The organism is uncultured Senegalimassilia sp. (assembly GCF_934630535.1).
Lineage (GTDB): Bacteria > Actinomycetota > Coriobacteriia > Coriobacteriales > Eggerthellaceae > Senegalimassilia.
In genome coordinates this window covers 1-25,815 of sequence record NZ_CAKTVU010000022.1, presented here as the reverse complement: position 1 = coordinate 25,815, position 25,815 = coordinate 1, and the positions used below count along the sequence as shown (strand labels likewise).

Here is a 25,815-nt window from a genome sequence, read left to right as displayed (position 1 = left end):
GCGCCGGCGCCGCCGAGCACGCCGCAGCCCCACGCGGTAAGGGTGGTGAACAAAATCAGAGGCCATTGCAGTTCCATAATCTACTCCTCCCCTTGCCAATCGCGGTCGCGCAAGATGTACACAAACGACGGATCGTTGCCCACGTCCGGGAGATGGTGCACGTCGGACTGTTTGTACTCCTGCACGCATTCCTTCAACGTGATGCGCGTGTGCTCGGTCTTGTCGTAGCTCGGATCGCCCTCGGTCACGTCGACCACCCACGGCGCCTCGAACGAATCGATGCCCTTGTCCAGGTCGCCGAAGAAGCGCGCGCGGCCACCGCATTGCGCCACGCAAGCAGGCAGCTCGCCTTGCGCGATACGCTGTTCGCACAAGGTGCACTTCTCAACCACGCGCTCCTCGGTGTTGAGGTAACGCACGCCATAAGGGCAGCTCATGGCGCAGAACTGGCAACCAATGCATTTCGACTTGTCGATCTGCACGGTGCCGTCGGCGGCGATGTGGCTGGCCCCGGTCGGGCACACCTTCACGCACTCCGGGTCCTTGCAGTGCTGGCACTGCACGGTCAGGAAGTACATCTCCACATCAGGCCACGTACCGCAACCGTCCGCCTTCGGATTCGGGCCGATGCGCAACGTCTTGTTCCAGTAATCGCCCACCGGCACGCTGTTCATGGCCTTGCACGCCACGCTGCATGCCAGGCAGCCCACGCAACGGTTCAGGTCCGTCGCAATCGCATAATGGGTCATCTTCGCGCACCTCCTTTACGCTTCATCGCGAACGTCGTAGTTCGGCAGCCATTCCTTCAGACGCGGGTCGGAGGCGTCGTGGATGATCTCGTTGCCGTTGTGATCGCACGGTACGGGATTGCCGAACGGCGAGTTCTCCGCCGTTGCCTTGTAGATGTTCACGGGGTACGCGCGCAGGTAGCTGGTGCCGGAGATGCGGTCCTGATAGCCCTTGCCCGTGGTGACCAGGCAGTTGCAACCGCACAGGTCATAGCCCTTGTCGGCCTGGTCGAGCTCGGGGAACCACCACTGATGCTCCAGGTTCACCGTGCCGGGCGCGATGCCGTGGTACAGGTCGGCCACCTGGCGGATCTTGCCGTTGTCGTTCTCGATCCACACCCAGTCGCCCTGCTCGATGCCCAGGCGCGCGGCATCCTGCGGGTTGATCTCGATGCGCGGCGCCGGCCACATCTCGCGGCACCAGGGCAGCTGGCGATGCTCGGAGTGGAAGTACACCGGGATACGGCGGCCGGTCGTGGCGGTGAACGGATACTTCTCGTTCATCTCAGGATCGGAAATCGGGCTCAGCGGCGGCTCCTTGTACGTGGGCAGGAAGTCTTCCTCGTCCTCGGGCATGAACGTCTCGATGAGCGTGTTCCAGATCTCCATCTTGCGGGTCGGCGTGCCGAAGCCGGGCTTGGCGAACTCCTCGAGCGCGTTCTTGTCGCCGTATGCCTTCAGCGGCATCATGCCCGTCTCATAGCGGCGATACGTGCCCCACGTGTCGGGCGCCGCAACCTTGGCGTCCTTCCAGCCGTTCTTCTGGAAGTCATCCTTGTACTCCTCCCACGTGATGGGATCGCCCTGGCGGCCGGTGTTCAGCATGATGTCAAGGTTCTCGATGCGGCTGGGCCACTTGTTCTCGTCGGGACCCCACTGCTTGCCCATGTACTTGTAGATCATCGTGGCGATCTCGATGTCGTGCAGCGTATCGGCGGGAGGCTCGATGGCGCGGCACGTTGCGCCCTGGCCGCCCGACGGGCCTTGCGAAAGACGCGGGCAGTCGGTCTCAAGCCAGTGCTGCGCGGGAAGCAGGATGTCCGCCATGCCGGCGGTCGGCGTCTTCCACAGGTCCTCGCACACGAAGAAGTCCAGGTTGGGGAACGCCTTCCACTTCTGCAGGGAGTTCGACATGCACATGAAGTCGCCCGTGGAGCACCAACCGGCCTTCACCGGGTACGGGTCGCCCGTCTCGATGGCCTTCCACACGCTGGCGTCGTCCGCCCAGCCCTGCCACCAGCCCAAAAGCGGGTAATCCTCGATGCCGAGCGTCTTGTTGAACTCCTCTGCCGAGATGTTCGGGATGCCGGGGGCCACGGCGCCAAGGCCGGCCTTGAACACGAACTCGCCCTGGGTGCCGCCGCGATGACCTGCAGGAACGTCCCAGTTGCCCGACAGGCCGATATAGGTGTCCATGGCGCGGCACATGGCGATGGCGTTGCAGCTGTGCTCGATGGCCAGCTGATACTGCACGCCGCCGTTGCCGTAACCGGTGGACGGGTCGATGCGCGTGGCGTGGATCTTCGCGGCGCGCTCGATGGACTCCGCCGGCACGCCGGTGATCTCGGAGACCTTCTCGGGCGTGTACTCGGCGACGCGTGCGGTGAAGTACTCCCACACGGGCTTGACCTTGGACTTGCGGCCGTCCTTCAGCTCCACCTCGAACTCGCCGTACAGCGCCGGATCGATGGCCGGATCGAACGGGGTCGGATCGGGAACCCAACCTTGGCTCACGCCGGGCACCAGATGCTCCTGCATGCCTTCGTGGCCGGCCGTGGGCTTGCTCCACGTCTCGCCTTCCCACAGGCCGCTGTCGGCGTCGAAGTAGGTCATGCGGTTGTTCAGGTTGTCCCACACCATGAACTTGTGCGGATCGCCGTCTTCCTTCAGGTCGCTTTCCTTGAGCAGGCGCGTCTTGATCTGGCACTTGCCGCTGGTGAAGCGGTAGACCTCGTAGCCGGAGGGCTCCACGTCGTTGCAAACCAGGAACGGCGCGTCGGTCCACTTCTTGGCGAACAGGTCGTCGTACAGGTCGTTGTTGATCAGCACGTTCAACCAGCCCATGGCCATGGCGCCGTCGGTGCCGGGGCGCAGGTTCAGCCAGATGTCGGCCTCCTTGCCCAGGTTGGTCATGCGCGGGTCGACCACGATGTGCGTGTCGGCCTTCTCGGCAACGTCGACCACGGTACGGCAGGCGTCGTCGTAGTTCGAAAGCTCCGGACCGGTACCCCAGGACGTGTAGACCTTCGGGCGGCCGACCGTCTCCATCCACGATGCCTGCATCATGGAGTTCAGCGCGGTGGCGAAGAAGCGCGGGCCCTTGCACACCTGCCACGGGATGCACATGTTCGGGCTGCCGACCAGCTGACCGAGCGCGCCGTATGCGAACATGCCCCAGATACGGCTGGTACCCGACATGCCGAAAATGGACTCTCCGCCGTAGCGGTCCATCGTCTCCTGCAGCTTCTCGGCGATGGTGCTCATCGCCTCGTCCCAGCTGATGCGCACCCAACCGGGATCGTCCTCGCCGCGGGCGTTCGTGCGCTTCATGGGATGGTACAGGCGGTCGGGGTGGTACGCCGCCTGCAGCGACGCCTGGCCCTTGCCGCAATGGTTGCCCATGGAATGGAATGCGCTCTCGTCGCCTTCCGTGCGGATGGCGCGGCCGTTCTCGACGACGACCCACACGCCGCATTCCATCTTGCCGCAGCCGCGGCAGCAGGAACGCACGCGCTTGGTCTCGCCCGCCTTGCTTTGGGTGGCGCTGCTCGACTCGGCCAGCGCGGCACCCGTAGGCGCAACCACGGCAGCGGCGGCCGCGGTGGCGGCCGCCAGCTTCGTGAACGCGCGACGCGTCATATTCAGCTTGCCCATGCTCTCCTCCTTCTCTCGTCCTCTTGCTCCCGCGAACACGCTGCAGCGGCATCGCATCGCGGGGAGGAAAACGCTCCCTCGGGCGCTTCCCCCGAGCATCAAGCGACTTCGTCCGCATTGCCGCCGACGTGTTCCGCTCAGCCCTTGCGTTTTCACAACGAATCCGAAGATAGCGGGTGCGATAGGGCTGCGAAATCGGGCACGAGAGCCGATTTCGCAATATCGTGCGATATGCATGAGTCGTTTGACCTGGGGGTTTTGCGGAATAACGAAATCGAGGCTCCGACAAACGCCCTCGAACCGTCGAGCATTCGTATAATGAAACCAAGTTGATATGGGTTACCGGGGGAGCAGGTTTTGGGGAACTTGAAGACGAGTAAGCGCGACAAGGGAACGCGGAGTCAGGCCGCTGGGCTTCTCACGCCCGCCATCATCGGCATCGGCGTGGCGCTGGGATGCACGCTGGCATGGCCGCTTATGGCGTTTCAGAGCATGAACCTCTACGCGGGGCTTCCGCATTACGAGGGCATCCTCGACCAGGCGTACCTGCTGTCCATCATCGCCACCACTGTGACGCTGGCGCTCTGCGGCATCTTCCACAAACAGTTCGATCGGCTGCTGGGCTCGGTGCCGGCGCGCTATCTGTTCCCCACCGGCCTAGCCATTTGCACGCTGCTGGTGCTCGGCGCGGGCGAAGAGGGAACGGTAGGCATGGCCCTCGTCACCGCGTACGGAATAGGAACCGGCGTGTTCTCCGCGCTGTTTCTCATGAACTTCGGCGCGGTGTTGGGCGTGCTGTCGCTCAAGCAATCGGCCGCAGCCATCGCCATCGGGTACCTGGCATCCACCGTGCTTTTCTTCGCCTTCCTGTTCTTCGGACGCTTCGAGTCCGTGCTGTTCTGCGCCAGCATGGGCCCGGTGGCTGCGGCGTTTCTGTTCTACGGGGTCTCCAGCTTGCAGATCGACAAGAAGCAGGCCAACGCGCTGCCGCGCCAAGCCGATCCGGAAGACCCCGCCGATCGCCGCCAGCTGCTTAGCCTGATCTGCGCGCTCGGCTCGACCATGCTCGTATGCGGCGTGTCCTATGAGCTGTCGCGAACGCTATACGTGCAAATGGGGCAGTTCGCCAGCAGCGACGTGACGCCCTACGCCATCGCGCAGGGCTGCATCACCACGCTCACCGCAATCGGGTCCATCGGCGTGGCGCTTGTGCTCATCACCTCGAAGGGCATCCGCGGCCCCGAGGCATGCTACCGGCTCATCACCACGTTCCTGCTTGTCGGCGCGCTGCTCTTGCCTGCACCGATGCTGTTCCCCAACGTGCCCGCCTACCTGCCGTTGGCGATCGACGTCGGCGCGTTCCAATGCTTGGGCATGGGCATGTGGATTCTCATCGCCGGTTTGTGCCGCCGCTATCAAACCTCGTGTCTGTTCGCGTTCGGGCTTATCCGGGCCGCATGGTGCGCCGGGCCGCTTATGGGAATGCTGGTCGGACGATGGCTGTGGTACGGCATCGGACTCGACGTCTCCGGCGCGTTCACCGCCGCGTGCACCTGCGTGCTGCTCATCGTGGTCGTGAACAACTTCGTGTTCACGGAGAACGCGCTTGCCCGGGCGCTCAGCATCATGCCGACCGACCGCAAACAGCGTTTCCAAGATCGCTGCCGCGCCGTCATCGAGCGCTACGGCCTGACCGAACGAGAGGGCGAGATCATGATCATGTTCGCAAAAGGCCGCAACCTGCCCTACGTGCAAGAGGAGCTGTGCCTATCGAAGAGCACCGTGAGCACCCACCGCCAGCACATCTATCAAAAGCTCGGCGTGCATTCAGGCCAAGAGATGATCGACCTGATCCAAGAGGAGAAGGCGTAGCGGGACGGGCAAAGAGCCCGCGTCCCGCAGCGACGACGATGTCGGACGCTTGGGGTGACGCTTCGGGGGACGTAGCGTTATCTGTCCGGGTTTCCCGCCGCGAAACGATGGCCGCCGGCCGGAAGCGCAGCAGGGGCGAAGCCGATTCACGCTCCCCCGCAATCGCAATCCGGACAGATAACGCTACGTCACCAAGCGTCCCCACCACAAGAGTCGGCAGGACGAACCCGAGCCGAGCTTCCGCGCAACCGCAAACCTGACAGATAGTGCTACGTCCCCGAGGTGTCCGGCGGCGGGGCCTCGGGACCCTTTGATGCGTTATGCTGGTGAGCAAACATTTAGGAAGGGGGCCTTATGCGGGCTTTGGTGCAGCGTGTGACGCATGCGCAGGTGGATATCGATGGCGAAACGGTGGGCTCGTGCGAACGCGGGTACCTGATCTTGCTGGGCGTGGGAGCGGACGACGGCCCCGAGCAGATCGAGCGACTGTGGGGCAAGATCTTCAAGCTGCGCATCTTCGAGGACGAGAACGGCAAGACGAACCGCTCGCTTGCCGACGTGGACGGCCAAGTGCTCATCGTGTCGCAGTTCACTCTGTACGCCAACTGCAAGAAGGGCAACCGACCCTCGTTCACCGGCGCCGGCGCACCCGACCAGGCCGAGCAGCTTTACGAGCAGTTCGTCGAGCGCGCCCGCCAAGACGTGCCGCACGTGGAAACCGGCCGCTTCGGCGCCATGATGCAGGTCAGCCTGGTCAACGACGGCCCCTTCACCATCTGGCTGGACACCGATCAACTGTAAGGCGAACGAGGCTGATTACGAGCGTCTCGGGGGCACATTTGCGCACGCGCCCCGTTCCTCAACCCAGAACGCAAAAAGGAAGCCGCCCGAGGGCGGCTTCCTTCTCATTCCGGATGAATCCCGTTTACTAGCAGTAGAACAGGATGTCGTTGTACGTGGGGACGGGCCACAGGTCGTGCGCGACCACGATCTCCATGGCGTCGACGCCCGCACGCAGGCGCTCCATCATCGGGGCGATCTCGTGCGCGTACTTGTTGGCCTTCTCCTGCTCATCGGTCAGGTCGCGGACGGCCAGGTGCGCGGCATGCAGCTCGTTCAGAGCGTCGTTGATCTCCTTGATGCCGTCGACTACCGTGTTGAGCAGCTGATCCTGCACCGAGGTGTCGATGCCGGCGCAAGCGGCCTTCATCTCGTTGATCTCATTGGCAACGAGCGTGGCGTACTTGTTGATGGCCGGCAGGAACGTACGGCGCGTCATGCGCTTCATCGTACGGACCTCGATGTTCATGAGCTTCGTATACTTCTCCAGCTTCACCTCGTAGCGGCTGCGAGCCTCCACCTCGGTGAGCACGTTGAACTCCTCGAACAGCTTGATGCTCTTCTCCGCGACGTAAGCCGGCAGCGCGTCGGCGGTGGTGCGGTTGTTGGCCAGGCCACGGCGCTCGGCCTCGGCGGGCCACTCGTCGGAGTAACCGTTGCCGTTGAAGATGATGCGCTGGTGCTTCTTCAGCGTATCCTTGATGTAGGCGATGGCGGCGGACTCGAACTCCTCGCCGGACTTGCCCTCCATGGCGTCGGCGAAGTCCTTCAGCGACTTGGCCATGGCGGTGTTGAGCACCATGTTGCAGTCGGCCAGGTTCACCGCGGAGCCAGGCATGCGGAACTCGAACTTGTTGCCGGTAAAGGCGAAGGGGCTGGTGCGGTTACGGTCGGTGTTGTCCTTCAGGAAGTTCGGCAGCACCGCGACGCCCAGGTCAACGGCCACCTTTTCCGCAGAGGTGTACTCATGGTCGTCCACCAGCGCGTCCACGATGGCGCCCAGCTCATCGCCCAGGAAGATGGACACGATAGCCGGCGGGGCCTCGTTGGCGCCCAAGCGGTGATCGTTGCCGCAAGAGGCAACGGTCATGCGCAGCAGCTCCTGGTAGTCGTCGACAGCCTGGATGACGCCGGTGAGGAAGACCAGGAAGCGCAGGTTGTCCATGGGGGTCTCGCCGGGATCCAGGAAGTTAGTCTTGCCGGCGGAGATGGACCAGTTGTTGTGCTTGCCGGAGCCGTTGATGCCCTCGAACGGCTTCTCGTGCTGCAGGCACACCAGGCCGTAATGGCTTGCCAGCAGGCGCATCTTCTCCATGGTCAGGAGGTTCTCGTCGATGGCGCGGTTGCCGTTGGTGAACAGCGGGGCCAGCTCATGCTGCGCGGGGGCGACCTCGTTGTGCTTGGTCTTCGCCGACACGCCCAGCTTCCACAGCTCGCTGTCCAGCTCCTTCATGAACTCGTTGACCGTGGGGCGGATGGCGCCGAAGTAATGCTCTTCAAGCTCCTGGCCCTTCAGCGGGGAGTAGCCGAACAGCGTGCGGCCCGTCATGATGAGGTCGGAGCGCTTCGCGTAGTCCTTCTCGCTGATCAGGAAGTACTCCTGCTCGGCGCCGACGGTGGTGACCACGCGGTCGACATGCTCGCCAAACAGCGCCAGCACGCGCTTGGCCTGCTCGTCGATGGCGCTCATGGAGCGCAGCAGCGGGGTCTTCTTGTCAAGCGCCTCGCCGGTGTAGCTGCAGAATGCGGTGGGGATGCACAGCACCTCGTCCTTGATGAACGCGTAGCTGGTGGGGTCCCATGCCGTGTAGCCGCGGGCCTCGAACGTGGCGCGAAGGCCGCCAGACGGGAAGCTGGAGGCATCGGGCTCGCCCTGGATGAGCTCCTTGCCGGAGAAGCTCATGATGGCGCGACCGTCGCCGGTGGGATCGAGGAAGCTGTCGTGCTTCTCGGAGGTGATACCGGAAAGGGGCTGGAACCAGTGCGTGTAGTGCGTGGCGCCCTTTTCGATGGCCCATTCCTTCATGGCATGGGCGACGACGTTGGCGACCTCAAGGTTCAAAGGCTCGCCCTTCTTGATGGTCTTCATCAAGTCCTTATACGTTGCAGATGGCAGTCGCTCCTGCATCGTGTGCTCGTTGAACACCATCGAGCCGTAGATTTCAGGAATTTTCGACATAGGCGTGAGCTCCTTCATAGTTACCTTTCAGACGCGCGCTTCCCTTGCCACTGCATGCTACAGGTTAGCGAGTTTGTCAACTCTCGTAGCTTAGCATCTTGCACCGGCAAGCAGCACGTCAACTTGCTGTAACTTACGGTACCGGCGCTATGTTTCCGGCAGTTTTCGGCATATGGAACGTTTCGTTACGGAAGAATCGGGGCAACGAGGGCTTTTGCGCCCCAACAACGCGGAAAGCCCGCCCCGCTTTCGCGGAACGGGCTTTCCAGGCTTGTACGGCCACGCGAGGCGCAGCCAATGAAAACAAACCTTAGCGCTTGCTGAACTGCGGGCGCTTGCGGGCCTTCTTCAGACCGTACTTCTTGCGCTCGACCATACGAGCGTCGCGCGTCAGGAAGCCAGCCTTCTTCAGCTCGGCGCGGTAGTCGCCAGCTGCCAGCAGGGCACGGGAGATGCCGTGACGCAGAGCGCCGGCCTGACCCGAGATGCCGCCGCCGTCGATGCGGGCGAGCACGTCGAAGTGATCCTGGGTATCCGTGACCTTGAACGGGGTCTTGGCATAGTCGAGCAGAGCCTCGCGGCCGAAGTACTCCTTGCCATCGCGACCGTTGACGGTCACCTTGCCGGTGCCGGGAACGAGGCGCACGCGAGCGACAGCGTTCTTACGACGACCGGTGCCGTAGTACAATGCTTCATTCGCCATGGTTTAGCCCTCCATCTTGATCTCGGTCGGCTTCTGAGCCATATGCGGGTGCTCGGCACCAGCGTAAACCTTCAGCTTCATGCCCTGCTTGCGGCCCAGCGTGTTCTTCGGCAGCATGCCCTTGACGGCATGCTCGATGACGCGCTCGGGATGCTTGGCCATGGCCTCGGCGAAGGTCTCAGACTTCAGTCCGCCCGGATGACCGGTGTGATGGTAGTAGACCTTGTTCAGCTCCTTCGTGCCGGTCACGCGAACCTTGTCCGCGTTGACGATGATCACGAAGTCGCCGGTGTCCACGTGCGGCGTGTACTGCGGCTTGTGCTTGCCCTTCAGAAGGGTAGCGGCCTTGGTGGCAACACGGCCGAGGACCTGATCCTCAGCGTCGATGATGTACCATTTGCGCTCAACTTCATGAGGCTTAGCGTGATACGTCTTCACTGTTTTTCCTCCATGTCCTTCCTGTTACGCTGTGCGACCACAGCGCACAGGGTGTCGTTTTTCAAAAGTGCAAGTCTGTTTGCTGCCGGTTTCCTACGCCGGCGCGCTTCGTCGGGTCTGGACTTCCCTTCTTGGCGCTGCCTCCACCTTGCGTTTACGGGGCTTTTGAAAGCGAACTTTTATAGTCTACGGTTTCAGCCGCTTCGAAGTCAATGGGGCATGTGTGCCCATCTGGGGTTACTCCGCGATTTTCACACGGACTGCACGATTGCGGCGAGCAAGCCGCCACCACTCGCCTGCTCGCCTGCTGCGCCGCCAGCGCCGACCGGTTCCCTGCACCGGACCGCCGCGCCGCGTCGTCGATTCCCTGCGCCGGGCCGCCGCGCGCCGAACGACGAATCCCCATGGCAATCCATCGTGCCGATTCGCCGCCGACAGCACCGCGCGGCAAGCCCGCCTGCCGCCAGCCGCCGATCCCATCGCGTCGCCAACGCTGACCGCCATACCCGTATTTCTTAGCCCGCAGCACCGCCCGACCCACCCTGAACGCAGCCATCCCTCACCGCCCTAACGGCCTTAGCGTTCTGGGCGGATATCCGTCGCATCCAGCCACACCTTTCTCTGCCTTTCTCTGCCTGGGGTCCTTTCATGTTCGCCGTTCTTCACACCTCCCCCGAGTTCTGGATGGTTTTGCAGTTTTTGGCCCCCGTTTTTGACATCCGCCCGGAGTTCTGGGCGGTTTTTCCTTCGCATCCTCTGACAAAATGTTTGGGACAGCAAACTGGCAAGCCTATGACCTGGGGTTTTAGAAACTGTCAGCAACCGCACTCGCAATCGTGGCTTCAAAACCGCCCAGATGATTCTTCGACGCCCGCCGCAACCCGTGCCGACGGTCGCCACGGCCCGCCTCGATTCCCGCCGCAGCCCGGCAACCGCACGGCAAACCTCCGCTGCGCTTCCGCTAAACCGACGCCATTCCCGCAAGGTTCGCAGCCTCTTCTTGCAAGACCCCGGCAAGGGTTTTGCAAGACGACGGCGTCAAACTGCTAGCAAGCCCACGCATATTCCCGATGCGCCCACCCGCCGATGACACGAGGTCGCCAATGATCGCCTTATCCCATACTTCCGCCCTTCGATATTTGCGCAGCCAGTCCGAGATCAATAGGTTGCCGCCGTCGAAAACGCCTTCCGCTTTCGGAATCTCGCGATACGACGCCCCACACTTAACGCAGCGGTTCGCCGCAATCGGCGACGGGACCGTTCACGTGCTCGCGACCGAGCAGCGAAGGCGACGTTCCATCAACTCCATAACGTGTCACCTTGCCGAGAAGATTCCGCCGAACGGCGTTGTCCATGTCGAGGGCGATATCTTCTGCAGCACGCCTGAGCTGTGCTTTCTGCAAATGGCGCGCGAACTGCCTCTTCTTCAGCTGATCAAGCTTGGGTTCGAGCTGTGCGGATGCTATTCCCTCGCACCCGACGGGCGCGCAATCGAGCAGCCGGCGCTCACCTCCAAGGACAGGATCGGCGACTTTCTCGGAAGCGCTAAAGGCGCACGCGGCATCGCGCAAGCCCGCCAGGCGCTGGCGCATATCGCGGAGGGATCGGCCTCCCCAAGGGAGACCGCGCTGGCCATGCTGCTTTGCATGCCGCCACGCCGGGGAGGCTATGGCTTTTCGAAGCCGCAGATGAACTACCTCGTTTGCGCCCCGGACCCGCGAAGGGCGCATGGCGTGCGGCAGTTTTATTGCGACCTGTTCTGGCCGAACTGGAACCTTGCGGTCGAATACGACAGCAAGGCACACCACAGCGATGAGCGCAAGATCGTCGAAGATCAGACGCGAGCCACCATTTTGACGTCGCTTGGAATCAGCGTCATCTCGCTCCGTACGCAGCAGGTCGACGACCCCGTCCGCTTCGAACACGCCGCTGCCGCCATTGCCGCGCATCGCAAGCGGAAACGGCCCCTGCCCAAGCCCGATGCGATTCAGCAGGACATCCTGCGCGAGTTCGCGCTGAACAGCGCATTCGATATTCACTAGGAATGCGCCGGTGCGGTCGGCACCGCGATTCGAGCGGGCGAAGTCAGGAGAAGGACGGGGTTCGGCCAGCTCGACAGGCAGCAGGCTCGGGCAGACGAAGTTGCGCAAGGAACGGGGATTCGGAAAGGGAGAGCAGCACGACGGGCAGGGTCCAGACGGAAGGAGCTGAGCACCAGGCAGCAAACTCGAGCGGAAAGGGCCAACACGACAGGCGGAGTTCGGGCTAGAGAAGCCAGCTCAATGGACGGGCCGGGTGGACCAACCAGGGCATCGAGCGACAAACCCGGACGAAGACAGCAACACGACGAACAGCGGATTCGAACGGATATAGCTGTGCAAGGAATGGCGAGGCTGGGCGGAAGAAGCCAGCGCGAGGGACTCTGGCGGAAAGAACTGCGCGAGCGCCGACCGGGCGAAACGAAGCGAACGCGCCCTCGCCCGCGACGGGGGCTTGCGCGGAAGCGGTCGCGAAGCAAGCAGGAGGGTTAGGCGACCGCAATGGGGTTGCCTGAACTTCTGCGCGGTTTTGCAGGCGAAAACAGCGAGAAGCGCCCTTCGATGAATGCGTTTCCCCAGGTCAGAAATATTCGGCACGAAATCGTCCCCCGAAAACCGCCCAGAAGTTCAGGGATGATGTCAAATTTGGGGCCCATTTTCTGCAAAAGAGCCCAGAAGACGGGGAGGCGCGGCACCGGCGTCGCAAACGACAAACTTCGAGCGCCAGAAATGGACGTTGTGAAGCACAGGTGCATCTGGGGGCTTTACCGGTACCGCAGACCCGCCGAGAGACAGGCCGCGCACTGCGCCAACATCGCAGACCCGCCAAGCCCACCAGGGCAGCCACCTGACTGCCGACCTGCGCTTGCGCCGCATCGCCTCACCAACGCGCCGACCTGCACGCTTGCCGGCAACGTGGATCCGCCAGGCGGCAGGCTAGGCACTGCGCCGCCAGCCCATCGCCGACCGACGTTCGCACCAGGCCGACCCGCCCCGCCGAGTTGGCAATGCCAGGCGGCAAGCCCCGCCGCCAGTGCCGACCAGCGCCCTGGCCTGCTGCGTTTGCTTGCGGCGATAACTTGCTTTCTGGTTTACCAATAACCCGGTATTCTGAGGCTTTGATATTATGGTGCAGGCGGTAAGTTTCAGCAGGTGAACGGCGACAACTCCGCCGCACAACCGCACATACCCGTCCCGCCCGCGCGCGGGATGCTCAATCCGGAAAGGACCGTTCCATGCCAATCAGGATTCCCGACCAGCTGCCCGCGACCGAGCAGCTCGAAAGCGAGAACATCTTCGTCATGACCGAGCATCGAGCCGTGCATCAGGACATCCGTCCGCTGCGCGTGCTGCTGCTCAACCTCATGCCGAAGAAGATCGAGACGGAAACGCAGATCATGCGCAAGCTGTCCAACACCCCGCTGCAGATCGAGGTGGAGCTGCTGCACACCATCTCCCATGAGTCGCACAACGTCTCGCAAGAGCACCTGAAAACGTTCTACCGCTCGTTCGACCAGGTCAAGGACAATCGCTACGACGGCATGATCATCACCGGCGCGCCCGTCGAGCTGCACGAGTTCGAGGACGTCGACTACTGGGACGAGCTGTGCCGCATCATGAAGTGGTCCACCACCAACGTGCACTCCACCCTGCACATCTGCTGGGGCGCGCAGGCCGGCATCTTCTACCACTACGGCATCCAAAAGCACGAGCTGCCGAAGAAGCTCTCCGGCGTGTTCAACCATGACGTGCTGAAGCCCTCCAGCCCGCTGGTGCGCGGATTCGACGACCGCTTCTGGGCGCCGCATTCCCGTCACACCACCGTGTACGCCGAGGACATCGAGGCCGACCCGCGCCTGGAGATCGTCGCGCAGTCCGATGAGGCCGGCGTCTACATCGCCAAGAGCACCGACAGCCGCCACTTCTTCGTGTTCGGTCATCCCGAGTACGACACCGGCACGCTGCGCGCCGAATACGAGCGCGACGTGAACAAGGGCATGGACGTCCCCGTACCGGCCCACTACTTCCCCAACGACGACCCCTCGCAGGAGCCGGTCAGCACGTGGCGCGCGCACGCGCAGCTGCTGTACACGAACTGGCTGAACTACTACGTGTACCAGACCACGCCCTACGACCTGAACAGCCTGGGCACCGGCGAATAGGGAAACGCCATGCCGAAGCACTACACCATCAAGCCGCAGACAACCCCCTTGCCCGGCAAAGCCGGCAAGGGGCCGTCGGCGAAGGAGGGCGCGACGCCCGGGTCCGCATCCGAGCAGCCCGCCAACGACCCCTTCATCCGCGCCGAGAACGAGGACGACGATGGCTACGACCCCTACTCGGACCGCCCGCCCACACCCGAGCCCCTGTTCCAGGAAAACCCCTGGGATTAGGGCAGGCGACCTGCAGGGAACCAAACCGGCCAGCAAACAGCGATGGGCCCGGAACGAATCGCCGTTCCGGGCCCATCGCTTTTGATCGGGGAACAGGGAGCGCCTCCCGCCGCACGCCTATTTGTTGGCCGCGCCGACGAAGAGCGGCTGCTCGTTCCAGGCGAGGAATTCCTCGACCGTCAGGTCTTCGAAGCTGCGGATCGCGTGCTCCGCGGAAGCCTGCAGGTCATCCCATGTGCCGGCGTCGTCGCTATCGTATATGGCGAGCGTGCGGTAGCCGGCACCGCCGAGCGTGCCGACAGCATACGCGGAATCCTCAACGCCCCAGGTCAGCTGCTTGGAAGTCCCCATAATCTCGCGGGCACGGTCCCATACGTCGGGCTCGCGCTTCGTGGAATGCACGTCTTCCACCGACAGCACGCGCTCGAGATACGGAGCGAACCCGCAGCGCTGGATGCCGGCCATCAGGTACGGCTTGGGGCTTGAGGAAGCCACCGTCAGATGCGCGCCCGCCTGGGCAAGCCCCTGCACGAACTCGAGCGCGCCGGGACGCGCCTCGGCGCGATGGCGGTAGAAGTCCAGCATGTACTCGTCGATCATGCCGACCACCTCGTGGTCGCTTTCGCCCAAGCCGAACTTCTCGTGGAAGAACGCGCCGCACTCAGGAATGCTCATAGGCGCCAGCGCCGCCACGTCTTCGGCGGTCAGCATGCCTCCCGCGCGTTCAGCCAGCTCGTTTTGCAGCCCATGCCACACGCCCATCGAATCGAGCAACGTGCCATCGCAGTCGAATACCACGCCGATCTCGCTTGCGTCCATGACTCATCCTTCCCTTGCGTTTGCCTTCTCCCAAGCCTAGCAGGAAGTGCGCCCGCCCGCCAGAACTGCAGACCAACACCCGAAAACAGCAGCGGCGCCGAACGACCCATGGCCGTTCGGCGCCGCTAGGCTTCGTTATTCGATTTACCCGAAGCGATCGGGCGTGCGTTGCCTATTCCTTGGCGCCGTACTGCTCGTAGTACGCGTCGATGGCGGCCTTGATGTCGTCGTTGATGACGACCTCGCCCTCGACCTCCTTGTTGTACAGGCACTCGACGACCTCGGCCATGCTGACGATGGAGGCCACGGGGAAGCCGTACTTCTCCTGCACCTCTTTCTGAGCGGTGACCACGCCGCCCTTGCCGACCTCCATGCGGTTCAGGCTGACGATCAGGCCCTTTACCTCCACATCGGCCGCGCCCTTGAGGATGGGGTACGTCTCGTCGATGGACTTGCCGGAGGTGGTGACGTCCTCGACCATGATAACGCGATCGCCATCGTGCAGGTCGGCGCCCAGCAGGTTGCCCTTGTCGGCACCGTGGTCCTTGACCTCCTTGCGGTTGCAGCAGTAGCGCACTTCCTTGCCGTAGAGCTCCTGCAGCGCGATGGCGGTGACCACGGCCAGCGGAATGCCCTTGTAGGCCGGGCCGAACACCACGTCGAAGTCCAGGCCGAAGTTGTCATGGATGGCCTGGGCGTAGTACTTGCCCAGACGGTGCAGCTGCTCGCCCGTGACGTACGCGCCGGCGTTCATGAAGAACGGGGACTGGCGGCCGCTCTTCAGCGTGAAGCTGCCGAACTTCAAAACATGGCTCTCCACCATGAAGTGGATGAACTCTTCCTTGTACTGCTCCATGAGCTCCCCTTTCGCAAAGAAACGGGGCGCGGGAAAATCCCTTTGCCCCGTCTAACCGGCTTCCAGATAAAGTATCAGATTCTCTTCGATTTCGCCAACCGCCGGCTTGCGGGCCGGCGGTCGGCAAAGGCGTTTCCGACGTTCATGATCGCGCTAGGCCACGCGGACACCGGCCTTCGGGCCACGCCCGCGCAGGCGGAAGGCGAAACGGGACATCGGAAAACCGCCGATCGCAAACGGCCCCGGCCGCCGACGGGCGGCCGGAAACGCGTTAGTCCTCAACGCGGATGACGCTGGGCTCGGCGCGCAGGACATCCTCGAGCCCGCCGATCTCCTCGAGCACGCGGCGCACGCTCGCCTCGCTGGCGGTGTGCGTAACGTAGCTGAGGTTCACCGTCTCGTGCTGGGCGCTGCCGCGCTGCACCACGCTGCGCACGCTGACGCCGTGCTTGGCGAACACGCCGGCCATGGCGGCCAGCACGCCGGAGCGATCGGCCACGGAGAAGCGGATGTAGTACTTCGTGCTCAGCTGCTCCATGGGAACGATGGGCAGGTTGTCGGTGCAGGTGCAGCCGACCACCGGCGGGATGCCGAGCGTCATATGGCGCGCAACCTCCAGCACATCGCCCATGACCGCCGCGGCGGCCGGGCCCGCGCCGGCGCCCTCGCCGAAGAACATGGTCTCGCCCACGGCGTCGCCCGTGACGTAGATTGCGTTGAACACGCCGTTGACCTGGGCCATCTGATGAGCCTTCGGCAGCATGGTGGGATGCACGCGCACATCGATGCCCTCGGGCGTGCGATGCGCCAGCGCCAGCAGCTTGATGACGTAGCCCATGTCATCGGCCGTGTCCATGTCAAGCTGCGTGATGTTGCGGATGCCCTCGGTGTAGACGTCGTTGAGCTTCACGCGGCTATTGAAGGCGATGGACGCCAGAATGGCGATCTTCGCAGCGGCGTCGAAACCGTCCACGTCGGCGGTGGGGTCGGCCTCGGCGAAGCCCTTCGCCTGAGCCTCGGCCAGCGCGTCGTCGTAGGACAGGCCGTCGTCGACCATGCGCGTGAGCATGTAGTTGGTGGTGCCGTTCACGATGCCCATGACGGAGGTGATCTCGTTGCTGATAAGCGAGTGCTTCAGCGGCTGGATGATGGGGATGCCGCCACCGACGCTGGCCTCGAAGCCCACTTCCAGGTTCTTCTCGCGGGCAAGGTCCATGACCTCGTCGCCGAAGGTGGCCATGAGCGCCTTGTTGGCGGTGACCACGTTCTTGCCGGCGCGCAGGGCGCCCAGCACCACATCGCGCGCAGCGGTGGTGCCGCCGATCAGCTCGATGACGATATCGACCTCGGGGTCGTTGATGACGTCGTTGAAGTCTTCGGTGAACAGGTGCAGCACGCCGCGCGCCTCGGCCTGCTCGGGGTTGCGCGAGCACACGCGCACCACTTCCATGTCGACGCCCAAATGGCGCTTGAAGTCCTCGCGATGGTTGCGCAGGATGTCCAAGCAGCCGCCGCCGACGGTGCCCGTTCCCACGAGTCCAAGTTTGATGGTCATATCTCCCCCTTCGAAAGGTTGAAAAGCAGCGCCCGAAGCGCTGGGCGGGTTATGCGATGGTTCCGTTACGGGCTTGAGGATACCGCAGGGACGCCGGCGCCGCGCGCCGATGCCGCCCACAGGCCCGAAGGAGCCGGTGAAGGTTGCCGTCAAGTCCGCAAAACCTGCGAATGTGCGGAAAATGCGGCAGACGGTCGGGCTCGCAGGGCACCGGGTCAACCCCGGCGTTGCACCAGCCCGACCGCCTTGAAACGACTAGATGTCGCGATGGTACAGGTCGGCGTAGGTTTCGCGGCGGGTGACCACGCGGGCCTGGCCGTCCTTCACGAACACGATGCCGGGGCGCGGCTGGCCGTTGTAGTTGCTGGCCATGGTGTAGCAGTACGCGCCGGTGCCGAACACCGCGATGACGTCGCCCAGCTCGGGCGTCTGCAGCGGCATGTCGATGACCACCGCGTCGCCGCTTTCGCAATGCTTGCCGCACAGCGTGACGATCTCGGTGCGGGGCTGACCGGCCTTGTTGGCGATGGTGGGCTCGTAGTCGGCGTGGTAGAGCGCCGTGCGGATGTTGTCGGACATGCCGCCGTCGATGGCCACGTACTTGCGGATGCCGGGCAGCGTCTTCAGGATGCCGACGGTGTACAGCGTAAGGCCCGGGGTTGCCACCAGGCTGCGGCCAGGCTCGACGGCCAGGCGCGGCAGCTTCACGCCCAGGCGCTCGCAGTTCTCGCGGACCGCGTTGACGGTGCACTCGGCGAACTCGTCGATGGTGGAGGGCTTGTCGTCGGCCTTGTAGGCGATGCCCAGGCCGCCGCCCATGTCCAGTTCCTCGACCTCGTAGCCGTAGGCTTCCTTCACGCGGGCGATGAACTCGACCATGACCTGCACGGCCTCGGCGAACGAATGCAGCGCGAAGATCTGCGAGCCGATGTGGCAGTGGAAGCCGGCCAGGCGCACGTTCGGCGCCTCGAGCGCGTCCTTGACGCACTTGAAGGCGAAGTCGTTGAGCATGGTGAAGCCGAACTTGCTGTCCTCGCAACCCGTGCGAATGTACTCGTGCGTGTCGGCCTCGACGCCGGGGGTGATGCGCATGTAGACGTCCTGCGTGACGCCCAGCTCGCCGGCGATTTCGCTGATGCGGCCCAGCTCGATGCGGCTATCCACCACGATGCGGCCGACGCCTGCCGAGATGGCCTCGCGCAGTTCCTGCGGCGTCTTGTTGTTGCCGTGCACGAATACGCGCTCCATGGGGAAGCCGGCCTGCTGCGCGCACCACAGCTCGCCGCCGCCGGAAACATCCAGGCACAGGCCCTCCTGCGCGACGATGCGCGCGGTTTCCTTATTAAGGAACGCCTTAGAGGCGAAGATGACGTCGGAGTTCTCATAACGGCTGCGGAACGCCTTGAGGTAGGTTTCCATGCGGTTGCGCATGTCGGCCTCGTCCATGACGTAGAGCGCGGTGCCTTCCTTATGGGCAAGCTCCACCATATCGACGCCGCCGACGAACAGATGGTCGTCGCGCACCTCGGCGGTCATGGGCAGCACGTCGCCCAGTTCCATGGTGGTGCGGTTATCAGGTTGCTTGGTGTGATCGGATGGTGCCAAAGACATAGGCGCGCTCGCTTTCTCGCAGTTCCCGGTGTCAAGTTGCAATTGGCAAACTGACGCAGTTTTCAATCCGTTCCATAGTATCAGGCCCGGGCGCGCGGCACTGTGTCAACCTGGTAAATTCGCCTGCAAATAGTAACGGCTCGGCAACCCCCTGTCGAGCCGTTCCCGGGCACGAAAAAGCCCCCGCTTTCGCGAGGGCTTTGCAGTTTAAATCGCTTGCTTCGCGCAGGTGCGTTTACTTGCGGGAGACCAGGTAGGTCAGGCCGGCGGCGATGGCGAACAGCACCACGAACTCCACCAGCAGCGGGGCCACGGCGGCGCCGAACCCGGCAAGGTTGAAGGTGGGGCACTGCGCAACCGCGAAGGAGGCGCCGGTCAGCGACATCACGGCAGAGGAGATGATGGCGCAGCCGACGAGCGCGATGGCCATCAGAGCGACGAATCCGATGAACGGGGTAATAGGCGTATGGTTTCCCTGGATCTGTTTCACATTCGTTGCTGCATTCATTTTTGCCCATCATCCTTTCTCGCTCGCCTGAATCCGTTTCAGGCTTTGGTCAACTTCACCGTTTGGCAACGTTGGAAATCTTCTTCTTGACAACCCGTTGCCTTTAATACGTCTGCCAATCTAGCAGGGCTGCGACAGAAGGGAAGACGTCTCTCGGTTTCTTCACCATTCTGACACTTTTCTATGACATTTTGTGCACTTGCACAAATATTCGTCAATGGAAATCCCTATAACCGATAGGCTATGCGAATATATGTTTTACCAGGTTATCGGCTAAAAATTGATTTTTGACCCAGGAAATCTGTCACTAGTCGACTGGCAAATCAGCCCGCCCCTGATGTGAAAATTGTTCAAGGGTACCTATTCGACCTCGCGATTTAAAGTGCTTTTTACGGTGTTCATCAAAGCTCTACCAGGCCTTTACGTATGCGATACAATTTGAGTCGCAAAATCGTGCCATCGCGGCGATTCCGCCCGATCGGCGTCGCAAAGACCGTCAACGTCACGCAAGGAGGCCAAAATGGCGAAACCCGAACCGTCCATGGACGAATGGCTCAAGGAAGCGAAACAGGACCCGAAAGCCGCGCAGTGCGGCATGCTCCTCACGCACAACGGCGTGGTGCGCATCACGCCCAAGGCACAGGTGCGCGAGGGCGTCGAGGGGCTCGGCGACGTTGCGCAGGTCGACTTCAGCTACGACGCCGAAGGCCTTGAGCAGGCCGTCAAGGAGGCGCTCACGTGGCCGGGCGTCTACTATGTGCGCGTGTGGCTCAACGAGGGCGTGCTGAACGTGGGCGATTCGCTTATGTACGTGCTCATCGGCGCCGACATCCGCCCGCGTTGCATCGACGCGCTGCAGAATCTGGTCGGAAAGATCAAGAACGAGCTGGTGGTGGAGAAGGAGATCTTCGCGTAGGCGAGATATCCGGGCATGAACGAGAATAGGGCGGCGGGTTCCAACGAACCCGCCGCCCTATTCGTTGATGAGCGAAACCGTTAACGCTATGCCGCGCTACTCGCGAGAGCGCCTGCGATAGGCAACCGCCGCCGCGACAACCGCCGCCAGGGCCACAAGCCCGACCAGCTCCACCGCCACGCCCACCACATCGCCCGTCTGCGCCATGGACGCGGCCTGCGGCTGCACAGGCGCCTGGTAGGCGTTCCCGAACGTGCACGCTTCGCACTTCTCGCCCGCCGCGTTTTTCACGAACACCTGCGTATACAGGGAATCCGGGGCATCTTGCCCGTTCCACATGCAGTACACGTCGACGTTGTAGGCCTGCTCGTCATACGTCCAACCCTCGGCGTTGCCGGGAATCTGCCGCACCGTGTAATGGTGTAGCCCCACCTCGGTGAACGACATTGCAAACTGCGTGGAACCCTCGCCCGCGATCGTCGCCTGCAGCCGATCCGGCAAAACCGTCTCGCCATCGGCGCCGGAGATTTGGACGGTGAAATCCTGCGTCTGCGCAGGCGCGTCCCCCTTCACGACCACCTGCGTCGAAATCTGCGCCGCCGTCGGAGCATACGCCCCTTCAACTGCATATGCCTGCGCAGACGGCGCGACACACGCGAACACGGCGACGAGCACCGCCGCGACAAGCGACGCGATCGCGAGGTTTCGTTTTATGTTCAATGCATACGTCATAGCTCGTCCTTTTCTTTCCTCGCGCCATTCGGCACACCGTGCGCTGCCTGCGCTACGCCTTGTCGGCGGCACGTTCCCCGGTCACCCTGCATATGAGCAGCGTTCTTTCGTTCACGCCGGAAGATGCGCACGTCGAGAGCGCCACCACTTGATCGCTTGCGGAAGGCAGACCGTCTCGCTGGAAGACGGCATCCTGCGCGACCTTTTCCGCCAGCGCGGACATGCGATCGACGCCGGCGGGGGTGCCATAGTAGACGCCGTCATAGGCGTCCGCCTTGACCACCGCGCAGATTTGCAAGTCGAGCGTACGGTCCGACAGGTACAGCGTGCCCTTCTGGTTCTGGTCGAAGAAGCCTTCATCCAGGAACTTGTCCAGGTCGCCGAACATCTTGCCGTACTGCATGTGATGGCCCATGAGCACCTCATAGGGCTCGGTGAAATCCCTCGAGCATTTGCTGTCAAGGAAGATGCTGCCTGAGGCGCTGTACGCGCCGGTAGCATCCTTGCTGAGATACTCGAAGTCATCCTTGCCGCGGACCACCGGATAATCGATGTTCGTGTTATCGATGGTAATCCAAGCGCATACGTCGGGGTTCAATGCCAGCAACTCGGAGAAGCTGACTGAGTCGCCCGACTTCAATGCGGCAAGCCGGGCCTGGCTATCCCCTCCATTCGCCAGCGCATACGCATCCCAGAGGGCATAGGCGGACACGGCAAGCGCGAGCGCCAGCACGATGCCGAGCGCCCAGACGACCGCACGGTCGAGCGCGCAAGCCACCCGCAGGGCGCGGGTGGGCTTGCGCGCTCCATAGCTGCCGAAGCTGTCAGCAGCTAGCCGCAATTAGAACTCCTCGCTCGCGCGACGCTTGCGGGAGATCAACAGAGCGCTGGCACCGGCCACGACCACCAGGCCGCCGAAGACGAAGGGCATGGTGTCAGAGTTAACGCCCGTAGCCGGAGCGAAGCCCTTCTCGTTGGTGTAGGCGACCGTGCTGCCGTGAGCCTTGATGGTGCCGGCAGCTTGCGCGCCGCCCGCAACACCGTCGGCAACGTTCTTCTCGGTGTAATCCGTGTCGTCCTCGACGACCGTGTACTTCGCGCCGTCAGGCAGGTTCTTGATCTCGATGGACTCGCCGTGCTTCAGCTTGAAGGTGAAGTCCTTACCAGCTTCGACGGTGTACTTATCGTTGCCCTTCACGGCATCGTAAGAACCCTGAGCGCCCTCGATTTTCAGCGTGTAGCTGAACTCGTCCTTCGTGTTCGCAGCAGCGCCCGCAACCTTCTTGGACACCGTCAGGCTGTCGTTTGCCTTGGCGGTGTTTTCGAATGCGGCCTTGTCAGCCTTGTTGCCGCTGGCAGCCTTCGCCTTGATCTCCCTGATAACCGGCGTGTCGCTTGCAGGATAGTCGTCCGGCATGGACACGACGACCTCAACGTTGTAGACGGTGCCGTCATACACGATGTTGGGATTCGAGCCGGCGATTTCCTTCACCGTGAAGTTATAGGTGCCAGGGGCCGTGAAGTTATAGCCCGCGAACAGCTGCCGAGCCGTCAGCCTGGCGTTCGCGGAAGCACCCGCGCCCGCAAGGTCCTTCCAATCCGCCGTCAACGTACGCACGACCTTATCCGTAGACAACTGGGCAGGCTCCCAGGTGCCCTGCGCAGTAGCGCCCGTGAACTGGACCTGGAAGTTGAACGCTTCCGTGTTGTTCAGCTGCGTGTTCGACGCTGCCTTCCAGGTCTTGTCAACGGTGAAACCGTTGTCCTCAACCGTCGTTGCGAACGCAGCGCCCGGAAGAGCGATCACCATGGAGCCGGCAAGTGCCGCCGCAACCACATTCTTCTTCAAGCGAGACATAGCCATTGCCTTTCCTTTCTCCCGTCTCGTTTTCCTATATCCCACGCAGTCGCAGCAGGGCCACAACCTTGCCCCCAACCACGTTGATACCTATTGCGCCTACCTCGCGACTATCGACCGCCTGCATGCGATCGTCGCCCAACACGAAGTACTGCCCTTCGCCAAGCGTTAACGGATATGCCGGACCGCTTTCCGCCGGCGCGGTGGATTGACCGTTCGACGAAGGCTGCGCGCTCCCGTTGACCTTGAACGTGCCGTCTTCGGTGACCTCGACCACGTCGCCGGGCAATGCCACCACACGGCCAATCAGCTGCTGCCCGGACTGGGAGCGGTATACGATCACGTCGTTTGCCGAATACGCCTGCTCGAGCCGATACGTCAGCGCGACATCGCCGTCGCACGATGCGGGCGACATGCCGCCGCCGCGAACGATCGCAAGCCCGAACACCGTCTGCAGCAGAATCGCTGCCACGCCGACCGCGCAGATCGTCTTCGCCGCCGTGGCGCCCGCACGTCTTCGCGCTTCCGCACCTTGGGCACGTCGCTCGATGACGCGCGCCTCGGGAGCCAGCGCTACTTCCCGTGCGAACCCTTCGGCCTCTTGTGCCGGTGATGTTTCGGGTCCACGGACTGCTGCGCGCGAATCGACCGCTGGGGAACCGGCGGCACCTGCAAAGCCTGCGCCCTCGGGGCCTGGGGCCTTGGCTGCACCGGCTGCTCCGCACGGGCTTGCTCCAGCAGGGCCTCGTAGCGGATCTGCTGCTCCCGGTAGAGCTGGCGGTACATTTCGTCCAAGCGATGCACCACGTGCCATGCCTGGCGCTCGTCGATCCCCCACAGGCGTCGGCGCCATACCAGCCGTTGCAGCTTGTCGGCGATCAGCTGCAGCGAGACCGGCGGATCTTCCTGGATACTTTGAGGAACGCGTTTTCTACTCCTTCCAAGCACCCTGCTCACGCTTCCTGCGCTTGTAGCCGCTTGCGGCCAGAGCGCCCGCGCCCGCAGCGGCGACCGCGAACAGCCCTGCCATCGGGCCCGCGTCAAGCGAGATTCCCGTTGCCGAGACCGCCTCGGCCGAGTTGGTGAATGCAAGCGTCTGCGTCTGGTTGGAGGCGATGGTCACCGTCTTAGACGCGGTGGCCGTCTGACTGTCGGTTGCAACGGTCTCGGAAGGTCCGTTGTTGACCGAAACCGTGGAGGAGGTCCTTGCGTTGCCGGAAAGGCCCGTTTCGCGAACGGCGACCCGCGAACCGGCGGGAATCTTGGTCAGCGTGACGGACTGGTCATGCTTGAGCTGGACCGTTGCCACGCCCTGGTCGTTGAACGTCACGGAGCTGACATCGCCCTGCGCGGCGAACGTCTTGCCAGCGAGATCATCGCACCTGAGCTCGAACGTGAACGATTGGTCGACGTTCGCGGCGCTTCCCGTCACGCTCTTCGAAACGTAAAGGCTTCCCGACTGCGGGACATAATGAGCGTAATAGGTGGTGTTCTGCGTAATAGTGCCGTCGAAATTCGCCTTCTGCGTGCAGTCCTTGTCCTTGTACCAGCCATCGAACTGATACGTCACACCGTCGACGGTTTTGGTTGCAGGAGCCGTCGCGTTATCCGGCTTCTTCAGGTTGGATTCGCTGTAGCCGCTTTTGACGCGCTGGGCGTATTTGGGCAATACCGCCCATTCGGATTCACCGGCATCTTGCATTACGTAGTTGACCGTATAAACGTTTTCTTCATTCAGCACGAGCACATGATCGTAATGGAAGGTTTTAGTTCCAGAAGGCACGGTGGGTTTGTTGTAATCGTTTTTCCCTTCATTCGAACCATCAGCAACGGTTACGCGTTCCGGGGTCAGCGTGTAATAACCCTTCTTTGACGCATTTGGGCTACCCTCTTCGGCATACTCATACGTAACCCCCTCGTACTCGATTGAAGGGAACAGCGATGGATTTCCCACAAGAGAAATGTTGCTATATTGAGACGGGCTCAGGGGACCGATGCTATACCACCACGGCGCCCACTTTGCCGAAATAGTGCTGATGCCCATGCCGTACCATTTCTCGTTGACGCTAGCACCGCTATCCAGCGTATAGCCAGGAACGAGCGCATACCAGTACAGCTTGTACGTCCCATTGGTAGCCACCGCCATCGGTTCATCCGATGCGTCGGCTGCAGCTACAACGGCAGGGTTGACCTGGTCCGTTGTCGACTCGGTAGCTTCCGCTTTCTCTGCAGGGGCTGCGGCCTGATCATCGGCGGCCTGCGCCCGATCGCCGGCGCTTGCCTGCGTCTGATCCTGGGCAGAGCCCTCCACCTGGACCTGCGCGGGGGCCTCTACGCCGCCCGCCTGCTCGTCATCGGCCGCCAACGCCGCCACGGGGAGCAACCCCACGACAAGCATCGCGGAAACCAATAGCCTTAACGCTGATTTTCTCGCTTTCATCTCTCCTCTTCCCTTTCCCGTCATCGCCTTGCGTGCTCGTTTATCGTTTGGTTGCAATCACGAAAGGACCGGGTCGCAAGAGCCCGATCAGCTGTTTACAACGCTGTACGTATTAGAAAGCTGCCCTCCGTTTTCGGAATGGCATGGCTCGACTTTGATAAGCCCTTCCCGGCTCATGCGCGTGATGGCGCGGTCGATGGTCTTGACGCTGCAGCCCATCAGCTGCGACAACTCCTTTTTCGTTGCCCGCGCCGCACCAGATATGGTCGTTTGCGCGGCGATATAGCCGAGCAAACGCTCCTGCGTGGGAGTTAGCGAAATATCACCCTCATGTAACTTGCGCATATCTGCCTTTCCGCGCATGCCTTGTATATAGGCGTAAGCAAATGCAGAC

At 62.6% G+C, this 25,815-nt stretch carries 22 protein-coding genes and 1 pseudogene; 6 read left to right on the top strand and 17 right to left on the bottom strand.

Going from position 1 to position 25,815, the window contains the following annotated elements; translation table 11 throughout:
* Positions 1 to 80: 80 nt before the first annotated feature.
* Positions 81 to 749: a 4Fe-4S dicluster domain-containing protein gene (locus Q0D52_RS08980; RefSeq protein WP_294382188.1), complete on the bottom strand. Its 669-nt coding sequence runs from the start codon at positions 747 to 749 to the stop codon at positions 81 to 83.
* 15 nt (positions 750 to 764) lie between these two features.
* A complete protein-coding gene (locus Q0D52_RS08975) occupies positions 765 to 3,662 on the bottom strand; it encodes a molybdopterin-dependent oxidoreductase (protein WP_294382185.1) in 2,898 nt (965 codons plus the stop codon).
* Positions 3,663 to 4,019: 357 nt separating this feature from the next.
* Between Q0D52_RS08975 and Q0D52_RS08970 the strand changes: the two genes are divergently transcribed.
* Positions 4,020 to 5,534 (top strand): LuxR C-terminal-related transcriptional regulator, encoded by a 1,515-nt coding sequence (locus Q0D52_RS08970; RefSeq protein WP_294382182.1) that lies wholly within the window; start codon positions 4,020 to 4,022, stop codon positions 5,532 to 5,534.
* Positions 5,535 to 5,888: 354 nt separating this feature from the next.
* Positions 5,889 to 6,335, top strand: a complete 447-nt coding sequence (gene dtd, locus Q0D52_RS08965) for a D-aminoacyl-tRNA deacylase (protein WP_294382178.1) — start codon at positions 5,889 to 5,891, stop codon at positions 6,333 to 6,335.
* Between the two features lie 127 nt (positions 6,336 to 6,462).
* Here the strand turns inward: dtd and Q0D52_RS08960 are convergent, their stop codons facing one another.
* The 3 genes from Q0D52_RS08960 to rplM form a co-directional block, all read right to left on the bottom strand.
* The gene (locus tag Q0D52_RS08960; RefSeq protein ID WP_294382175.1) at positions 6,463 to 8,553 is read right to left on the bottom strand and encodes a glutamine synthetase III; all 2,091 of its coding nucleotides are present in this window, start codon (positions 8,551 to 8,553) and stop codon (positions 6,463 to 6,465) included.
* A gap of 310 nt (positions 8,554 to 8,863) precedes the next feature.
* Complete coding sequence (gene rpsI, locus Q0D52_RS08955) at positions 8,864 to 9,256, bottom strand: 30S ribosomal protein S9 (protein ID WP_042432566.1); 393 nt, start codon at positions 9,254 to 9,256, stop codon at positions 8,864 to 8,866.
* A 3-nt stretch (positions 9,257 to 9,259) separates the two neighbouring features.
* Entirely contained in the window at positions 9,260 to 9,694 is a 435-nt protein-coding gene (rplM, locus tag Q0D52_RS08950) for a 50S ribosomal protein L13 (RefSeq protein WP_294382169.1), read from the bottom strand.
* A gap of 1,403 nt (positions 9,695 to 11,097) precedes the next feature.
* On the opposite strand from rplM, the gene Q0D52_RS08945 reads away from it, so the two are divergent.
* From Q0D52_RS08945 to Q0D52_RS08935, 3 genes are all read left to right on the top strand, one after another.
* Positions 11,098 to 11,736, top strand: a complete 639-nt coding sequence (locus Q0D52_RS08945) for a hypothetical protein (RefSeq protein ID WP_294382167.1) — start codon at positions 11,098 to 11,100, stop codon at positions 11,734 to 11,736.
* 1,232 nt (positions 11,737 to 12,968) lie between these two features.
* Complete coding sequence (gene metA / locus Q0D52_RS08940) at positions 12,969 to 13,895, top strand: homoserine O-succinyltransferase (protein WP_294361198.1); 927 nt, start codon at positions 12,969 to 12,971, stop codon at positions 13,893 to 13,895.
* A gap of 9 nt (positions 13,896 to 13,904) precedes the next feature.
* Positions 13,905 to 14,126, top strand: coding sequence for a hypothetical protein (locus tag Q0D52_RS08935; RefSeq protein ID WP_294382164.1), 222 nt, complete (start codon positions 13,905 to 13,907; stop codon positions 14,124 to 14,126).
* A gap of 117 nt (positions 14,127 to 14,243) precedes the next feature.
* On the opposite strand, the gene Q0D52_RS08930 is transcribed toward Q0D52_RS08935, so the two are convergent.
* From Q0D52_RS08930 to Q0D52_RS08910, 5 genes are all read right to left on the bottom strand, one after another.
* Positions 14,244 to 14,945 carry an HAD family phosphatase gene (locus Q0D52_RS08930; protein WP_294382161.1) on the bottom strand — a complete coding sequence of 234 codons (702 nt, stop codon included), beginning with the start codon at positions 14,943 to 14,945 and terminating at the stop codon, positions 14,244 to 14,246.
* Between the two features lie 172 nt (positions 14,946 to 15,117).
* Complete coding sequence (gene pyrE, locus Q0D52_RS08925; RefSeq protein WP_294382158.1) at positions 15,118 to 15,801, bottom strand: orotate phosphoribosyltransferase; 684 nt, start codon at positions 15,799 to 15,801, stop codon at positions 15,118 to 15,120.
* Positions 15,802 to 16,072: 271 nt separating this feature from the next.
* Positions 16,073 to 17,356: a homoserine dehydrogenase gene (locus Q0D52_RS08920; protein ID WP_294382155.1), complete on the bottom strand. Its 1,284-nt coding sequence runs from the start codon at positions 17,354 to 17,356 to the stop codon at positions 16,073 to 16,075.
* Positions 17,357 to 17,611: 255 nt separating this feature from the next.
* The gene (lysA, locus tag Q0D52_RS08915) at positions 17,612 to 18,967 is read right to left on the bottom strand and encodes a diaminopimelate decarboxylase (protein WP_294382152.1); all 1,356 of its coding nucleotides are present in this window, start codon (positions 18,965 to 18,967) and stop codon (positions 17,612 to 17,614) included.
* A gap of 235 nt (positions 18,968 to 19,202) precedes the next feature.
* The gene (locus tag Q0D52_RS08910; protein WP_294382150.1) at positions 19,203 to 19,475 is read right to left on the bottom strand and encodes a hypothetical protein; all 273 of its coding nucleotides are present in this window, start codon (positions 19,473 to 19,475) and stop codon (positions 19,203 to 19,205) included.
* A 520-nt stretch (positions 19,476 to 19,995) separates the two neighbouring features.
* Between Q0D52_RS08910 and Q0D52_RS08905 the strand changes: the two genes are divergently transcribed.
* On the top strand, positions 19,996 to 20,391 hold the full coding sequence (locus Q0D52_RS08905) for a molybdenum cofactor biosynthesis protein MoaE (RefSeq protein ID WP_294382147.1): 396 nt from the start codon (positions 19,996 to 19,998) through the stop codon (positions 20,389 to 20,391).
* A gap of 96 nt (positions 20,392 to 20,487) precedes the next feature.
* Here Q0D52_RS08905 and Q0D52_RS08900 read toward each other — a convergent pair whose 3' ends face one another.
* The 7 genes and pseudogenes from Q0D52_RS08900 to Q0D52_RS08870 form a co-directional block, all read right to left on the bottom strand.
* A complete protein-coding gene (locus Q0D52_RS08900; protein ID WP_294382146.1) occupies positions 20,488 to 21,123 on the bottom strand; it encodes an FctA domain-containing protein in 636 nt (211 codons plus the stop codon).
* 52 nt (positions 21,124 to 21,175) lie between these two features.
* Positions 21,176 to 21,964, bottom strand: coding sequence for a class B sortase (locus tag Q0D52_RS08895; RefSeq protein ID WP_294382144.1), 789 nt, complete (start codon positions 21,962 to 21,964; stop codon positions 21,176 to 21,178).
* Positions 21,965 to 22,987, bottom strand: a complete 1,023-nt coding sequence (locus tag Q0D52_RS08890) for a DUF5979 domain-containing protein (protein ID WP_294382141.1) — start codon at positions 22,985 to 22,987, stop codon at positions 21,965 to 21,967.
* A gap of 28 nt (positions 22,988 to 23,015) precedes the next feature.
* Positions 23,016 to 23,468, bottom strand: a complete 453-nt coding sequence (lepB, locus tag Q0D52_RS08885) for a signal peptidase I (RefSeq protein ID WP_294382191.1) — start codon at positions 23,466 to 23,468, stop codon at positions 23,016 to 23,018.
* An 86-nt stretch (positions 23,469 to 23,554) separates the two neighbouring features.
* Complete coding sequence (locus tag Q0D52_RS08880) at positions 23,555 to 23,938, bottom strand: hypothetical protein (protein ID WP_294382194.1); 384 nt, start codon at positions 23,936 to 23,938, stop codon at positions 23,555 to 23,557.
* Entirely contained in the window at positions 23,913 to 25,421 is a 1,509-nt protein-coding gene (locus Q0D52_RS08875; RefSeq protein ID WP_294382138.1) for a DUF5979 domain-containing protein, read from the bottom strand. The genes Q0D52_RS08880 and Q0D52_RS08875 overlap by 26 nt, the downstream gene beginning before the upstream one ends.
* Before the next feature lie 87 nt (positions 25,422 to 25,508).
* Positions 25,509 to 25,815: pseudogene (locus tag Q0D52_RS08870) on the bottom strand (hypothetical protein); the annotation flags it as partial.

Coding starts and splice junctions, on each gene's coding strand:
- Q0D52_RS08980 (WP_294382188.1), bottom strand. CDS start 749: ATGACCCATTATGCGATTGCGACGGACCTGAACCGTTGCGTGGGCTGC.
- Q0D52_RS08975 (WP_294382185.1), bottom strand. CDS start 3,662: ATGGGCAAGCTGAATATGACGCGTCGCGCGTTCACGAAGCTGGCGGCC.
- dtd (WP_294382178.1), top strand. CDS start 5,889: ATGCGGGCTTTGGTGCAGCGTGTGACGCATGCGCAGGTGGATATCGAT.
- Q0D52_RS08960 (WP_294382175.1), bottom strand. CDS start 8,553: ATGTCGAAAATTCCTGAAATCTACGGCTCGATGGTGTTCAACGAGCAC.
- rpsI (WP_042432566.1), bottom strand. CDS start 9,256: ATGGCGAATGAAGCATTGTACTACGGCACCGGTCGTCGTAAGAACGCT.
- Q0D52_RS08945 (WP_294382167.1), top strand. CDS start 11,098: ATGGCGCGCGAACTGCCTCTTCTTCAGCTGATCAAGCTTGGGTTCGAG.
- metA (WP_294361198.1), top strand. CDS start 12,969: ATGCCAATCAGGATTCCCGACCAGCTGCCCGCGACCGAGCAGCTCGAA.
- Q0D52_RS08935 (WP_294382164.1), top strand. CDS start 13,905: ATGCCGAAGCACTACACCATCAAGCCGCAGACAACCCCCTTGCCCGGC.
- Q0D52_RS08930 (WP_294382161.1), bottom strand. CDS start 14,945: ATGGACGCAAGCGAGATCGGCGTGGTATTCGACTGCGATGGCACGTTG.
- pyrE (WP_294382158.1), bottom strand. CDS start 15,801: ATGGAGCAGTACAAGGAAGAGTTCATCCACTTCATGGTGGAGAGCCAT.
- Q0D52_RS08920 (WP_294382155.1), bottom strand. CDS start 17,356: ATGACCATCAAACTTGGACTCGTGGGAACGGGCACCGTCGGCGGCGGC.
- lysA (WP_294382152.1), bottom strand. CDS start 18,967: ATGTCTTTGGCACCATCCGATCACACCAAGCAACCTGATAACCGCACC.
- Q0D52_RS08910 (WP_294382150.1), bottom strand. CDS start 19,475: ATGAATGCAGCAACGAATGTGAAACAGATCCAGGGAAACCATACGCCT.
- Q0D52_RS08905 (WP_294382147.1), top strand. CDS start 19,996: ATGGCGAAACCCGAACCGTCCATGGACGAATGGCTCAAGGAAGCGAAA.
- Q0D52_RS08900 (WP_294382146.1), bottom strand. CDS start 21,123: ATGACGTATGCATTGAACATAAAACGAAACCTCGCGATCGCGTCGCTT.
- Q0D52_RS08890 (WP_294382141.1), bottom strand. CDS start 22,987: ATGGCTATGTCTCGCTTGAAGAAGAATGTGGTTGCGGCGGCACTTGCC.
- Q0D52_RS08875 (WP_294382138.1), bottom strand. CDS start 25,421: ATGAAAGCGAGAAAATCAGCGTTAAGGCTATTGGTTTCCGCGATGCTT.